13 protein-coding genes and 2 pseudogenes are annotated in these 13,457 nt (G+C 48.4%); 2 read left to right on the top strand and 13 right to left on the bottom strand.

Annotated features, from left to right (window positions below; all coding sequences use genetic code 11):
* Nucleotides 1-21 precede the first annotated feature (21 nt).
* The 3 genes and pseudogenes from EHV15_RS21400 to EHV15_RS38390 form a co-directional block, all read right to left on the bottom strand.
* Entirely contained in the window at nt 22-909 is an 888-nt protein-coding gene (locus EHV15_RS21400) for an aminoglycoside phosphotransferase family protein (protein ID WP_128632996.1), read from the bottom strand.
* Between the two features lie 156 nt (nt 910-1,065).
* A complete protein-coding gene (locus EHV15_RS21395) occupies nt 1,066-1,557 on the bottom strand; it encodes an NUDIX hydrolase (protein ID WP_128632995.1) in 492 nt (163 codons plus the stop codon).
* A 205-nt stretch (nt 1,558-1,762) separates the two neighbouring features.
* Nucleotides 1,763-1,911 (bottom strand): annotated as a pseudogene (locus EHV15_RS38390) (IS4 family transposase); the annotation flags it as partial.
* A 258-nt stretch (nt 1,912-2,169) separates the two neighbouring features.
* Here EHV15_RS38390 and EHV15_RS21390 point away from each other — a divergent pair.
* Nucleotides 2,170-3,072: a transposase gene (locus EHV15_RS21390; RefSeq protein WP_128632994.1), complete on the top strand. Its 903-nt coding sequence runs from the start codon at nt 2,170-2,172 to the stop codon at nt 3,070-3,072.
* A gap of 870 nt (nt 3,073-3,942) precedes the next feature.
* Here EHV15_RS21390 and EHV15_RS21385 read toward each other — a convergent pair.
* The 6 genes from EHV15_RS21385 to EHV15_RS21360 are packed head-to-tail and all read right to left on the bottom strand — an operon-like array spanning nt 3,943 to nt 9,109.
* Nucleotides 3,943-4,824, bottom strand: a complete 882-nt coding sequence (locus tag EHV15_RS21385) for a metallophosphoesterase family protein (protein ID WP_246061724.1) — start codon at nt 4,822-4,824, stop codon at nt 3,943-3,945.
* A gap of 5 nt (nt 4,825-4,829) precedes the next feature.
* Nucleotides 4,830-5,153 carry a DMT family transporter gene (locus EHV15_RS21380; protein WP_128632993.1) on the bottom strand — a complete coding sequence of 108 codons (324 nt, stop codon included), beginning with the start codon at nt 5,151-5,153 and terminating at the stop codon, nt 4,830-4,832.
* Nucleotides 5,154-5,171: 18 nt separating this feature from the next.
* Nucleotides 5,172-5,951 (bottom strand): HAD family hydrolase, encoded by a 780-nt coding sequence (locus EHV15_RS21375; RefSeq protein ID WP_246061723.1) that lies wholly within the window; start codon nt 5,949-5,951, stop codon nt 5,172-5,174.
* Between the two features lie 10 nt (nt 5,952-5,961).
* Nucleotides 5,962-7,323, bottom strand: a complete 1,362-nt coding sequence (locus tag EHV15_RS21370; protein ID WP_128632991.1) for an ABC transporter substrate-binding protein — start codon at nt 7,321-7,323, stop codon at nt 5,962-5,964.
* A 31-nt stretch (nt 7,324-7,354) separates the two neighbouring features.
* A complete protein-coding gene (locus EHV15_RS21365; protein ID WP_128632990.1) occupies nt 7,355-8,197 on the bottom strand; it encodes a carbohydrate ABC transporter permease in 843 nt (280 codons plus the stop codon).
* 30 nt (nt 8,198-8,227) lie between these two features.
* Nucleotides 8,228-9,109 carry a carbohydrate ABC transporter permease gene (locus EHV15_RS21360; RefSeq protein ID WP_128632989.1) on the bottom strand — a complete coding sequence of 294 codons (882 nt, stop codon included), beginning with the start codon at nt 9,107-9,109 and terminating at the stop codon, nt 8,228-8,230.
* 171 nt (nt 9,110-9,280) lie between these two features.
* Between EHV15_RS21360 and EHV15_RS21355 the strand changes: the two genes are divergently transcribed.
* Nucleotides 9,281-9,850: a GbsR/MarR family transcriptional regulator gene (locus tag EHV15_RS21355; protein WP_128632988.1), complete on the top strand. Its 570-nt coding sequence runs from the start codon at nt 9,281-9,283 to the stop codon at nt 9,848-9,850.
* A gap of 449 nt (nt 9,851-10,299) precedes the next feature.
* Here the strand turns inward: EHV15_RS21355 and EHV15_RS21350 are convergent, their stop codons facing one another.
* The 4 genes and pseudogenes from EHV15_RS21350 to EHV15_RS21335 form a co-directional block, all read right to left on the bottom strand.
* On the bottom strand, nt 10,300-10,851 hold the full coding sequence (locus EHV15_RS21350) for a DJ-1/PfpI family protein (RefSeq protein WP_246061722.1): 552 nt from the start codon (nt 10,849-10,851) through the stop codon (nt 10,300-10,302).
* A 47-nt stretch (nt 10,852-10,898) separates the two neighbouring features.
* Nucleotides 10,899-11,177: a hypothetical protein gene (locus tag EHV15_RS21345; protein ID WP_128632987.1), complete on the bottom strand. Its 279-nt coding sequence runs from the start codon at nt 11,175-11,177 to the stop codon at nt 10,899-10,901.
* A 334-nt stretch (nt 11,178-11,511) separates the two neighbouring features.
* A pseudogene (locus EHV15_RS21340) lies at nt 11,512-11,649 on the bottom strand (helix-turn-helix domain-containing protein); the annotation flags it as partial.
* Between the two features lie 239 nt (nt 11,650-11,888).
* Nucleotides 11,889-13,433: an alpha-L-rhamnosidase-related protein gene (locus EHV15_RS21335; RefSeq protein WP_128632985.1), complete on the bottom strand. Its 1,545-nt coding sequence runs from the start codon at nt 13,431-13,433 to the stop codon at nt 11,889-11,891.
* Between the last annotated feature and the right edge of the window lie 24 nt (nt 13,434-13,457).

The following is a 13,457-nucleotide window of genomic DNA, read 5'->3' as shown; positions in this document are numbered from 1 at the left end:
CACACCTTCTTCAAGCTTCGCTCACAGATGTTCTTTTAGATAACTATTGTTTTGGACGATTTTTTTGACTCGTTTCATTGTACTTGGACCCTTAGGTAGACTGGAAATCCGATTTAATAAAATCCAACGCAAACAAGCAATTGCCTCAAAAATCCGCAAGTCATCCGCTCGGTAATCTGTTAACCCTAAAAATTCCGAATGATATATTTCTCCATTCCTCTCGCCCGCATAAATCTTCATTAAGAATACTGACCATGCGATATCGTATCTAGGATCACCAAGTTGTCCATTGGTCCAATCGATTATTGTATAGCGCTCCTGTTCCTCTACGATATTCCCTAAGTTATAGTCGCCATGTATTAAACTGTTTTGGCCAAGCTCTGTCATATTAATAACATTCATTAATGTACGGTTTAAATCTTCATGCGTTTCTATCGAAGGAAAAAAGTAATGAATAAAATCATACCTTGGAATTAATAACGAGTCGTTGTCATTCAAACGAAATTTATGCACCTCGGCTAACATTCGTGCTAGATTCTTTAGTTTGTTTTTGTTTATTTTGGAGACTGGCATGCCATCATAGCTGGTCAGCAAAACTTGATTGTTATCTGCGTCAACGCCCCAACCATAAGGCTTCGAGACACTTATGCCTCTATTGTATAGTTCCGATAGGAGTTTGTGTTGGTTCTCAATATGAGGTTTAGAACTTTTATTCCATATCTTGAGAACATAAGATCCATTACCTGATTCCACTTTTACAACATCCGCTTCGAGCCCTGGTGATAAAGGAATCACTTTGTGTGCTTGTGTTTTTAGGTTTAAAGTATCTTGTTCCAGTTCAACCCAATTAATGTTGAGAATATTTATTGTAGGTTCCTGCCTTTCATGGAATTTCTTTTCCCCACTCATCCAAAACACGTACTACACAAAATGTATTAATTGCTGTTATCACTTAATACCAAAATAGATATTCATTTATAACCTCTTTTAAAGTAGTCGCTGAGACCACTTCCATGAAGCGCCTCTGCAGTCCAAGGGTCGACGGCCCGCCGCGTGAATCCAGTGTTAAATGAAGTCTGAACTTTCCTCAATATTCCCACGAAATGTCTTTCGCTTTAAATTTCGATTATTATATTCTACTAAAAATTGATCTTTATAATTTATACAGTATTCAATTTCTTCTCTAAAGCTCTTCCAAGTTATCTTATTCAGGGCCTCTTCAATTGTAAAATATCCTATTTCTAGGCTTTCATTCGATGTTCTAAACTTTCCCCCAATGGGTCTTCCCAAAAATAAGGTGTTATAAACGGATTCCTTAACATTCTGAAACAACCCGCAAAATTTAACAATTTCTATATCTATTCCAGTCTCTTCTTTAGTTTCCCGTACGACTGCAGAGGATAGTGACTCTCCCTCTTCAACTCGACCACCAGGAATTTCCCATCCTCGCTTTGGACCATAAATTAATAAAATTTCATGATTGTCATTTAGCACAACCGCAGCAGCGGTTACTGTATGCTTCGGAGAAATTTTCACAGAATTGTTCCTTTCTTTCATGTATTAGTATTAACGAAATGCCATGATTCTCAGTGTACATTTCGACAATATATCCTACATTACATACTATAATCAAAGACGCAAAATGCTTAATACTCAACTTTCGCAGCAAAAAATCGGCAGACAAGCCTTGATTTAGCTGTGCAAAGCAGCAATCCATTGCGGAGTTGATGCTGAATCAGAGGCGAACAGTGTCTTTCCTAGATCGGGCAAGCAACTCGACCGCTTTGTTACGATTCTGCTTAAACATGGAAGCATAGAAGCGTCAACGATGAAGAGGGCGTCACGATCCGCCGAAGTCAGCGCACCTACCTTTTGCACCGTAGCCGTTTCGAGCAGTGGCACAAATCGACGTCAGGTGAGGGGGCTGTCTAAAGGGTTCGTGCCTTGGTTGTCCCTGCCTGCAGCCTGCCTTTGCACGATTATACCTTTCGTTCAGGGAGGAGGGGGTGGGGGCTAGGCAAGGGTTCCAAAAAAAGAGAGAAGAAAAAGAGAGGGGGAAAAATGAGGCGGTTCAGGTGAGATTTTCGGCTTGATAAAGGAACGTATGTTTGGTATTATAAAATAAACAGAACTCACGTTCGTGAATTCTTGATTCGGGGGCGAGTGAACATGGAGGGCAATGCGGGAACGGAACTTCAATCATTCAGCAGCCGTTATAACAGCGAGCAGGCCTGCATGGAGGCGGTGATCGCGATGAAGTGGCCGAACGGCTTTGTCTGCCCGCGCTGCGCTCACACCCGGTGCAGTCGTCTGACTTCCCGGGATATCCCCTTGTTCGAGTGCGGAAGGTGCAAGCATCAAACGTCGGCTTTGGTCGACACGATTTTTGAACGAACGCATCTGCCCCTGCTCAAGTGGTTCGAGGCCTTAGAGTTGTTCCTGCTCCCGGACGGCATCTCGGCGAGGCGACTGAGCCAGGTGATCGAGGTCACCTACAAAACCGCCTGGTTGATGCTGCACAAAATACGCCATGCCGCCGGGGAGTTCGATGCCCGGGAACTGCTCTGCGGAGACGTGAAGGTGAACAGCGATCTGTATGGGCGTAATCCGTCCCGGTGTCAGTTTCCGCATCCGTATGCCTCGGCGGTCGTAGCGGGATGCACGGTCACGGAATCGGGCGAGCCGGAGCAGGTCAAAATCCGCCTGGTGCCGCATAAGAGAGGAGACGGGAAAAGGGCAAACCGTCACGAACTCGCCGCGTTCATCAACGGGCATGTAGATGTCCGTACATCGGCGGTAGAGTCGTTCCCCCTAGCCTTTCGGCTGTATGCGCCCTTGCGGAAAGTGGTGAGAGAGGCGTGGGAATCGCTGAAGAGTACGTATATAGCCTTGGGACTGAAGCATCTGCAGGCGTACCTAAACGAGTACACCGTACGCCGCTCGCTGCGCCGGCCCGGAGCGGAAGAAACGATGCGGCAGAAGTTGCTGCGCATGTGTGTGGCGATTCCGGCGATCCCTTACCGCCGGCTAATCGCGCGCCAACCGAACCAGCCCCTTGTGGCTGCGGCCTGATCGAGACGCTGGAACGGCTGGGGAGTTTAACGCAAATCAACTTAATGGGTAGGGGGAGCATGAACAGTGCGGGCGTTGCTGCAAATGGAAGGGTTCAGGCTACAGCAAAATCACGGTCTTTTCGTTTCCCTCACGTCTTGTCCTTGATCTCTTGTCCGGTCTGTTTCACCTCACCTAAACCTGATTCCTTTTCCTAAGCCCGTCTAAATTATCTCGAACCTATCTGCTTCTCCACCAAATATTTCTTCTCCCGAGCTTGTCTGTTTCTCTGCTACCTGATCAAACGGGATAATCGTGCAAAGTCTGCGGACAGCGAGTGTTGATCTGCCGCCCACCCCACTTCCCTATCCTCAAGCTTTCAACGCTCTTGGCAGTTGATTTAGGTCGGGCTGATGATCTATAACAATGAAAGACACCTCTTTTATCTGATCGTAGAAGCTTGTCACTCTCGCTTTACCAAACGAAGCGGTGTTTTTCTATTTTGCAAGCCGCCTTTCTTAATTCTTTGAAAACCTTCAGCTCAAGGACTCAAGCTGATTTTTGCTCTGCGAAAGTTGAGTTAATAGAAATAGGCCTCGATATTTGAAAGCAAGTCATGAAACAAGATCAGGAAATGATCAAACGTGCAGTGCTGGAAACGAATGATCGACTCCGCTCGCTCCATCCAGAAGGAAGCTGAACTGAAAAGAATCAAGTAAACGATCCGGTAGCGGTGCATCGGATTTTTTTACCTCTTCTCCCTTTCATCTTTTTACCAAATCCGGTGGTTGTCATTCACATCTGCTGCAAAATGCAAGAAGACGGCCATCGCCGTCTCCTTATCGCCATCTATTCATCTCGATTACTGCTCCACGCAGTTGGCTCAAGCTTTTACTTCCGCGGAAAGTCCACCCGAAACTTTGCCGCTTCGATCCACTCGCCCCTCGTAAAATCCCGGCCCCTCACACTTACATGGTCCTTGTAAACTTCCACATAGTACCCTTGGCTGCCGTCCTTGTGTTTATCCTCATCGGTCCACAGGTAAGCGACGGAAGCCGCGTTAAACATAGCCGGCAGCTCACCTTGCCTGGTAAAATAATTGTTGGGCGCTTGCAGCTCCCAATGGGTATGCCCCGTGAACAGAATCGTCTGCGGATGCCGCGCCAAGACAGCCCGCAGCTCGGCGTCCTGGACGACGCCGTACCACTTCTGCTCCTCGTAAGAGCCGGCGACCGTGTTCTTCAGCGGCTGATGCAGAAACAAGAACACAGGCCGGTCCGCCGCGGCATTTTCCCCCAGCTTGGCGTCCAGCCAGGCCAACTGCTGCTCGGACAGCGAGCAGAAGATCTCCAAGCCTTCCTCGGTCCCCAGAAATATAAAGTGATAACCATCAATCCAATGATCATGGTAGATCGATTCCGTCCCTGTTTCGTACAGGAAACGGCTCGAACGCTCTTCCCAATTTCCCAAGCCAACATCGTGATTGCCCATGGTCATGTACAGCGGCGGTAAAGAGTCCCCATGCTGGCTCCAAATTCGTTTCCACTCTTCGAATTCTTCCGGAAATCCATGGTCGGTCACATCACCAACGTGCATCACCCCGGCACTCCCGGTGCCGTGAGTTGCAATGTCCTGCAGCGCCTTCTCCAGGTTCACGTTATAGGTATGCCGCGCATCCGCCCGGACATGCGTGTCGGTAATCACCTGAAAAGCGAGCAGAACATTCTCGTCCCGCCGCTCGCCGCTCCCGTTCGCCATAGCTGTATTTAACATGCCCATCATCCTCCCTTGCCGCTCATATTTAAACCGATGACCCCGATCACGATCATGCCGATCCACAGTATCGAGGGCAGCGATAACTTTTCCTGAAACACAAATCCTCCCACCAAGGAGATCAGCACGATACCAATCCCCGACCATATCGCGTAAACGGTACTGACCTTCATGTACCCCAGCGCGAAATTCAGACATGTAAAGCTGGCCCCGTAAAAAACAAACATCAGCACCGAGGGAACCCAGCGGGAAAAGCTATCCGACAGCTTCATCGACACCGTGCCGGACAACTCCAGCACAATGGCCAGAGCCAGGAATAACCAGCCCATTTCTTTTCCACCTTCCATTTACTGGCCTTTTCGAATGGAAAGATGGCGATAAGAGGCAATCACGACATCTGCCTGCGGAAATCCGTTCTTGCCTACCGTGCCCTCCGTATCCAAACCGATAGCCGCAGCCGCGCCGGCTGAGCGGGCCATCTGCATATCCCCGTTCGTATCGCCGATGACGGCCGTGCGCGCAACATCCACCGCTATTTGCTGGCATGCGGACTCCACCATATCGGGAAACGGTTTCCCCCGGTTGACCCGATCGGCTCCCAAACATATCGAAAAATAACGGCGAATCCCCAGCCACTCCAAATGCTCCTCTGCCGCGGTCGTATCATCGGACGTGACGATCCCTAGCTTGATTCCGCAGCGCTCACATTGCTCGAGAAAGGGAAGCGCGCCGGGAATTAGCTTGGCCGTCCGGGATTGCTCCAAACCGGCATCCGCCGCAAAGCGGCATGTCTCCGCCAGCACCCTGGCCTCCGCCCAGGATAAACCAAGCCTGTAGCCCTCCCAGGCCAACAGCGTCAGCAGATCATCGACCGTTCCCATCGATAAAGGACTATTCCGGTCATAACCGGTAAATTCGCCTGCTTCGTTATAATGTATGCCCCACATCTCCAGGAGATTGGCGGGAAGGACCGGCAGCCGGCGCCCCGCAAGCTCTGCGGAGAAACGGGCGAGCAGCAGCTCGCCCCATTTTCCCCAGGTATAAACAAAATCAAGCAATGTGCCATCTTTGTCAAACAAAATCGCTTGGATGTCAAACTCCCGGCCGTGTACAGTCAATTGAGCCAAGGGAACCTCCTTATTTGCCCATCCGGTCGAGTTCACGCTGTGCCGTCTCCTTCGCTTCCTTAAGCGCCTCGGCGGCAGGAATGTTGCTGATCTGCACCTTATCTGCGGCAATTTTAAGCGCATCGGTAATTTTGCCGCCCGTAGGATCCTGGAACGGCTTTGAGGCGTGCGTTGCCTGCTTGAGCGGCACGGTGGCCTGCGGATTTTTCTCGCTGAAAGCGACGAATTCCGGGTTATCCAAGGCCGATTGGCGAACCGCGATATACCCGGTGTTCATCGACCAGAAAGCGGTATTTTCCGCGCTCATAAAGAAGCTGTACCATTTCATCGCCGCCTGCTGTTGCTCCGGGCTGGCCGCTGCCGGAATCCCGGCCATAATCGCCTCGGCGACCGGCTTGCCTTCGCCTGCGCCTTCCCAGCCCGGCTGCTCCATCGCCGCCACGATGTTAAAGTCCAGGTCGCCCTGGTCGCCGCTGGAGCCGGTGTATCCGGCCGCTTGTCCCTTCATGACATCGTCGATCGTTTTGTACCAGTACTCCCAGCCTTGGCCGCCGGAGTGGATGCGCATGATTTTGTCCTCGTGAATCCATTTGCGGAACAGCTCCCACGTTTCCACCCATTCCGGGGAATCGATCAGCACCGTTTTGCCGTCATCACTCAAAATTTTGCCGCCTTTGCTATACACCGCGTCGATCATGTTGCCTGCGCCCCACATCGGTTCCCAGCCGTAAAACACGGTTTTGCCGCCCTCTTTGACGGTCATTTTTGCGGCCGCATCGGCCAGTGCTTCCCAAGTCGTCAAATCTTCCGCTTTGATTCCCTGCTTCTCCAGCGCATCCTTCCGGTAATACATCACCTGCGTCGTCCCGTACATCGGCAGGAAAAACTGCTGTCCGTCCACCTTCCCCTGCTCGAGGAACGTCTGCACCACATCGTCCGGATTAAAATCCGGCATTCCGGCGATCAGCTCATCAAGTGGAGCGTAGTAGCCTTTACGAGCCCAGTCCACATTGGAGGACAACACCGCAGCGGGTACGGTCTTCGATGCGATGGCCGCCTGCAGCTTTTTTTCCGTTTCGCTGTAATCCGCCTGCACGACCGGCTTGACGATAACCTCCTGCTGCGAGCTGTTGAATTTATCGATTAAAACCTGCATGTTTTCGCCCAGCTTCCCGCCGAGTCCATACCAGAACTCGATCGTCACCGGCTCCGCGGGGGCCTGCGTTTCTGTCTTCTCCGCTTTTCCGCCGGAAGCGGCCTGCGCCGGGTCAGCCGAGTTGCCTGGCGCACCGGAGCCTCCCCCGCATGCGCTGATCAGCAGGAATGTGCATGTCATCAAAATTCCGAAAAATGATTTCTTTAAATTTGGCATTTCATACCCTCCACTTTTGGTTTTCATTTCATTAACCCTTACTTGCACCTGCGGACAAATTGACGCTTTGCATGATCGTTTTCTGGGTCAGCGCAAACAACGCGAGCAAAGGAGCGATCGTGAAGGCGCTGGCGGCCATAATCAGCGGCCATTTCAGCCCGTAAGCACCCCCCTCCACGAAAAAGCTGCGCAGTCCGGCCGAAACCAGCCGCAAATCATCGCTTTTGGTGATCAGCATCGGCCAGAAATAATTGTTATACTGATCGATAAAAGTAATGAGCCCCAGTACCGCAAAGGAAGAGCGGGCCAGCGGCAGCAGGATCGTCCACAAAATCCGGAAATGAGAAGCTCCGTCGATTTGCCCGGCCTCCACCAGTTCATGCGAGACTTGAAGAAAGGCTTGTCTGATCAGAAAAATCGAAAACACGCTCACACAGTTGGTGAAAATCAGCCCGGCGTAGGAATCCAGCATCCCCAGCTTGCCAAGCAAGATATAGCCGGGCAGGTAAACCGCCGTACTCGGCACCATATACCCGACCAGCACCACTGCGGTAAAAAATCCTTTCAGGCGGAATTTCATATGCGTCAAGGCGTAAGCCATCATCCCGGAATTAATGATCTGCAGCACGACGATGGAAATCGCCACGAAAATGCTGTTGACCATATAACGTTCAAACGGAGCCGCAACCCAGGCCTCGGCAAACTGTCCCCATTTAGGACTTTGCGGCCATAATGTCGGCGGAAACTGCCATATCTCGTCATTACTTTTGAGCGCGCTGGTCACCATCCAGTAAAATGGAAACGCCATCAGCAGCGATGCCGCCGCAACCAGTAAGTACCGAAGCGCTTTCCCCAGCTTTTTTAAACTTTGCATCAGTATGCTCGTTCTCCTTCCCAAGGACAATTAAGTGTAATGAACCGTGCGCCGTCCAACCCAGAACGAGAGCAGCGACAGGGTCACGCATGAGATGACCAGCGTAATGGCCACCGACGAAGCCTCGCCGATTTGAAACGCCTCAAAAGCGGATTGATAATAGAGGTAAAGCAGTGTTCTGGTGGATCCTGCCGGTCCACCCTGGGTAAGCACATTAATTTGGTCATAAGCCTGCAGCGCCTGGATGACCTGAACGACGACCAGAAAAAAAGTCGTGGGCGAGATCAGCGGCAGCGTTACGCGCACAAATTTGTTCCAGCGGTTGGCCCCATCCAGCTCGGCGGCTTCCAGCAAATCGGAAGGCACATTCCTGAGCGCGACGAGGTAAAATATCATCCCCCAGCCGGCCGATTTCCAAATGGTGACGAGGAGAATGCCAACGAGCGCCCAGTTCGGGTCCTCCAGCCAACGGATTCCTTCCAGGCCAACCGCCTTCAACAGGCTGTTTGCCAGGCCGACCTCGGGCTCATAGATCCAGGACCAGACGATCGACACGGCCACTGTCGGGGTCACCCACGGCGAGAACATCAGCATCCGGTAAACAGAGCCGCCTTTCATGTTCCGGTTCAACAGCAGCGCCAGGCCAAGACCAAGTACAACCACGGGAAGTACGCTGCCCGCACAAAACAGCACGGTAACGCGCAGCGACTGATAAAATGCGGGATTGGCGAACAAATCGCGGTAGTTTTGCAGTCCGACGAAGAGCTTGTCCGGGCTCATGAAATCCCATTCCATAAAACTGAGATAGATGATAAACCCAAGCGGATAAAACCAAAACAACGCCAGCGGAACCATGGCGGGAAGCGTGAACAGCAGCGCCCGGAAGTCTTCCGCTAATTGAAAACGTTTCATGAATCCTCCTTTTTTCACTGTTCAATTTTTTTTGAATTTTTGCTATAATTGGCTGTAAAATAGTGTTATTCATGTTTTGTTCAATAAATATTGTACGTTTAAAGCTTGAATAAAGGGTTATCTCTGCGTGAAGCGATGATTAATTTTATGTAAAATTTCGAGGCAGGTGTCATGGTGAAAAAGCCAACTTCGGGGAAAATGAGAGACCCGCTAAACTTTCGGGAAGAACTGCGGGCCAAAGTAATCGATGCGATTGCCCAAACGATGGACTTGTACGGGGTTAATTACTCTTACGGACAGCTTTACGGGATCATGTTTTTTGAAGACCGGCCGATGACGCTGGAGGAAATGCAGCAGAGCATGAATATGAGCAAAAGCAATATGAGTTATGCGGTCCGTTCCTTGATCGAATCCAAAATGGTGGCGAAGCTGGACGAAAAAGAGGCACGCAAGGATCTTTATGCTGCGGAAACGGATTTTTTCAAAGCGTTCCAGGCGTTTTTCGCCACCAAGCTGCAGCGGGAAATCGACGTCATGGTTGGGGCGCTGGAAGCGGTAATCCCGCTCCTGTCCGAGACGATTCTCGATATTTCCACCACCGAGGAGGAGCGCAAGCTTTGCCTGCAAGATTTGCACAAGCTTAAGCATGCCGTAAGCTATTACGAATGGCTGCAGCAGTTTGTAAACCGTCTGCAAAGCGGACAATATTTTGATAAAAAAGACTTACCTAAGCCAAATTAAACTATTCATGAAACAACCCAGCCCTTTACAGATCTTATCTTGGGCTGGGTTGTTTGTTATATATTGATTTCATCTTTGCTTTATTTTTTTCCTTGAATGTTTACTATTCACTTTGATTTCTGTGAGTCGAGAATTTTATCAGAATGTTCAGCAGTGCTCCTATAAAAAACCATGTCAGTATACCTAAGACAGCAGTATGAAGTCTAAAATTATAATTCACGATGTCATCATAGTTAAGAAATTGTTTTATTATAAATTCAACGTTAGTTAATAGATGGGCTATTATTTGGTTTTTCCCTTCCCCATGTCCATCATTTATACTTTGATCAATAATTATTGCAACAAGTACTAGACAAAACTGTAAAGCAGGAAATATGATGTGCAATTTGATTATACATCTGACAAACTAAGGGCCAATGACCCGAAGTGTAAATACTCACCGCCCGCTTCTAACCATACCAATGCGGATCGAATTCCAAATTTAATAGCTGTCCGAATCTTTTTCCGAATTCTATAAATGCCCTTCCTCTTGCTGTTAAGATTCTTCCATCTTGTACAACTAAATCATCACAGTAATTATCTTCATTAAAAACTCCTGTTTGTCTTCGATCTTCATGATCTATCCCGACTGTATACTTCCGGTTTTCTAATATCCCTGCTTTAGCTAATAAGTAGGGGGAACTTGAAATTGAGCCAATAATCATTTCGCTGTTATACTGATCACATCTTCTAATAAATTCTATTAAATCATCATTATCAAATAACGTTGAAATATCCATACATCCAGGGATCAAAATGCTATCCAATGTCTCTATGTCTATATCATAAATAGTACAATCGGGCAGACACTTCAAATCGGACTCCCCGCCGATTGACTCGCTGCTTACCCCAATTGTTGTTATTGGTTTGTTGCCTTGTTTCAAAATGGATAATGCAACGGTTAACTCATACTCACTGAATAGAGGAAATAGTATGACACCTGTTGTTTTCTTCATCATCATCGAATAATCATCCTCACTAAATACGTACGTATAACGTCCCCGCATTTTCACTTTTCCGGAAGTTGTAAGACTGAAGAAGAGTCTTTCACCTTTTTTAATTCAATACTTGATAAATCGGCAAAAATCTTTTCAACCACCTCTTTATCTTTAATGGATATTCTTGCATGGTCTGAATATCTCTCCATAGAAATTTTCACTGTGTCATCTTTGCTTACTTCATCTAAAATTTCCGTTTGCATTGAAGTGTATTTCGTTTTCTCCAGCAAAAATAAGATTCCAATAATCACCACTAATACTGAGAGAAAAAAAGCCGCCATTCTTCTCAACGATTGCCCTCCTCCTGTCTCGTATTGGTTGCCGGAAATAATATGCCTTATCTGCAGACAGGGGAATGGATCACATTATTCTATATTAGTCTTGTGCTCAGTATCGTCCCCATAAAATAAAGGAACTTTAGGGTCTTATTTTCCGAATGTGAGCTTATTCATCACCATAGGGGAACTTTTGGGTCTTATTTGTCGATAAACACGTCGAAAGGCGGTCTTTCGCCACTAAATCGTGAAAATAGCGCCATAAAATTCCTCTATTGCATGCAACATGGGGGATATCGCTGAAATAGCGCCCTTTTTTTCCTTTATGTTGTCACCCGGTGCATCAATATATTACTTCTAGCGAAACATATTCGTTTGTCTTCAATTTTGCCATGGTTGCTGATGATATTCCTGTTAATTTTAGTAATTCCTGTTTCTTGATATCCCTATCTATTAATAATTTTTGAAATGGTTTGTAACTGATCATTAGCCACTACCTCAACAAGTTGAATTTTTCTTTGATCATATTAAAAGTTATTTGTATTGTCAAAAATAAATTTATGTTCTCTTGACTAGATGTATCTACTCAATACTTCAACAAAATTCGCGAATCCTTACCTGACGATCTCCAACATACAAACGGTTCCGGTGATCACGAAAAGCCCCAGCCTTAGATAGCTCCTATCTTTGGCCGGGGCGTTTGTTGTCTGAGCTTCTTCCATGCACTCAAGCAAAATATTTGCGGATAAAATAAGTGGGTGTACAGCTCCATGCATGGCAATAACTGTTGATGAGATTGCTTCCGTATGGGGATAGTCTTTTCTCCTGCGGGTTGTAAACCTCCCAGAATGTATCGGCACCATCCTTCACCATTTCACCCCAATAAGCCTGCATTTGCTCCAGCGCTTTATCCTTGTTTCCTGTAATAAGCAATGCTTCAATTAAATGATGGTACATGTAAGGCGTATTGGGGCCGATCGCCGGCGGTCGCTCAAACAGCCGGTTTATGAGCGCCTCATTGTCTTTTAGCTCCAGGATCTCAGCCAGCACCATCCAAATTTGCGAGGCCCATGAGATTTGACGGTCCGCACCGCTGGTGAAGAATCCTTGATCCGGATCGTATAATTTCGTTATGGCCGCCTTGCTCAGCAAATGAATTCTCGCTTCCATGAGCTCCGATTCGTTATTGCGGCCAAGCTCCCGTGCCAGCACCATCGCCCGTTTGAGGCAATAAATAAATATGGCTTGCGCTGAGGCCTGTTTGTTCAGCTCCGGATGCCAATCCACAAAACACCACCAGGACGGGTCATCCGTGACAAGATCATCGTCTCCGACCCTAAGCCACGCCAGATCAAGCTGTTCCCGGGCAACCGGCCATAGCTCCTGCAACAGCTCCTTGTCCCCCGATGCCATATAATAGTCATGCAGAGTTGCGACAAAAAACAACGAATAATCAAACAACAACGTATCGTCGACATGCGGCTCCGGGTTTTCAAACAGGCAGGCGCCCACTTCCCCTTTGTCCAGCGTCATACCGGCAAACAGATACAGGCATCTTTTAACCAGATCAAAATTGCCGAAAGAAACATAGTTGGCCAGCGCCTGCAGCCTCAGATCGCCGATCCACAGCCGCCGGTCCCGCTTCGGGCCGTCCTCGAATACGGTCTGCATGCAATCCTGCAGCGTTTTGATAGCGATGCGATCCATGGTGACCAGGTCTTCCGGCAAATGCTCAGGCAGGGAGCTAATTTTAGAAGAATCAGCCGAGCTTACACTTGTACAATAAATCTCCGCAAACGCGGCCTTAAACTTTGGCGAAGTCTCCTGAACGATGACTTTCAAATACCGGAACGCATAACGTCTCGGAAGCTTCAGTTCACAAGGCAGCACGTCAATATTGATCACCTCGTCCTGCAGCCAGGACCGGCTGATCCAGCCGTTGTAATCATCGAAGTTTTCCGCAACCTCGCACGGCATTTCACCGAAGATCAATTTCAGCCGGAGCGGCGCGTCTTGCGGGCTGCCTGTCGCTTTTATTTTGAAAGTCACATAGCCTACCTGATGATCTCCGAAATCGAGGATAAAGCTCTCGCCTCTATCAAACGGTTTATGCAAAACGCGCTCATATGGATCTAAAGATTTCTTGCCCCAGCCTTGGAACGCCGCTTCATCCGGGTACACTTCAATAAGTTCTTGCGGATAAACTCTTGTTTCAAACAGCCCTGGAACAAGAGTTTGCGCCTTCTCAACCCACGCTTGACGTATCGCCACTTTCTTTCAACTCCTTACTAACTT

This window comes from Paenibacillus oralis (genome assembly GCF_003863965.1).
GTDB classification, from domain to species: Bacteria; Bacillota; Bacilli; order Paenibacillales; family Paenibacillaceae; genus Fontibacillus; species Fontibacillus oralis.
Note: the sequence above shows the minus strand (reverse complement) of the source record. Positions and strands in the feature narration are given on the sequence as shown.

Coding starts and splice junctions, on each gene's coding strand:
- EHV15_RS21380 (WP_128632993.1), bottom strand. CDS start 5,153: ATGGGCTGGTTATTCCTGGCTCTGGCCATTGTGCTGGAGTTGTCCGGC.
- EHV15_RS21350 (WP_246061722.1), bottom strand. CDS start 10,851: ATGATGATGAAGAAAACAACAGGTGTCATACTATTTCCTCTATTCAGT.
- EHV15_RS21400 (WP_128632996.1), bottom strand. CDS start 909: ATGAGTGGGGAAAAGAAATTCCATGAAAGGCAGGAACCTACAATAAAT.
- EHV15_RS21355 (WP_128632988.1), top strand. CDS start 9,281: ATGGTGAAAAAGCCAACTTCGGGGAAAATGAGAGACCCGCTAAACTTT.
- EHV15_RS21370 (WP_128632991.1), bottom strand. CDS start 7,323: ATGCCAAATTTAAAGAAATCATTTTTCGGAATTTTGATGACATGCACA.
- EHV15_RS21390 (WP_128632994.1), top strand. CDS start 2,170: ATGGAGGGCAATGCGGGAACGGAACTTCAATCATTCAGCAGCCGTTAT.
- EHV15_RS21365 (WP_128632990.1), bottom strand. CDS start 8,197: ATGCAAAGTTTAAAAAAGCTGGGGAAAGCGCTTCGGTACTTACTGGTT.
- EHV15_RS21395 (WP_128632995.1), bottom strand. CDS start 1,557: ATGAAAGAAAGGAACAATTCTGTGAAAATTTCTCCGAAGCATACAGTA.
- EHV15_RS21360 (WP_128632989.1), bottom strand. CDS start 9,109: ATGAAACGTTTTCAATTAGCGGAAGACTTCCGGGCGCTGCTGTTCACG.
- EHV15_RS21385 (WP_246061724.1), bottom strand. CDS start 4,824: ATGTTAAATACAGCTATGGCGAACGGGAGCGGCGAGCGGCGGGACGAG.